The sequence below is a fragment of the Aureimonas sp. AU12 genome, from assembly GCF_001463705.1.
Lineage (GTDB): Bacteria > Pseudomonadota > Alphaproteobacteria > Rhizobiales > Rhizobiaceae > Aureimonas.
Window position 1 is genome coordinate 1 of the sequence record NZ_BBWH01000078.1, and the last position, 326, is coordinate 326.

The 326-nt window shown below is 44.2% G+C and carries 1 pseudogene; it reads right to left on the reverse strand.

Annotated elements, in window-relative coordinates:
• Nucleotides 1-326: pseudogene (locus tag AUL33_RS22615) on the reverse strand (site-specific DNA-methyltransferase); the annotation flags it as partial.

Sequence of the window (326 nt, forward strand, 5' to 3'; positions counted from 1 at the left end):
ATACTCTCTCCCTTTAAAATTATTTTAGTTCTATAATCTGCTTTACTATCAAATGGTGGATCAATATATATTAGGCTTATCTGACCCCTTAAGCTTTCTTTTTCAGAAAGCAATGCGGCCATTGCTAGAAGATTATCCCCATAAATCAATCTATTTGCAGCGCTACCGCCATCTCGTTTTTCGACGGCATGTATCATATCTTGCCAGTTACTATCCCGCGACGGAATAACTAGCTCCCGCGTTTGCAATCCTAGGCGGTAGTTGCTTTCCGCACGCTCCATAGCGCGCTCAGCTTCACGTTTTCCCTCGGCAACAATCTGCGGCAG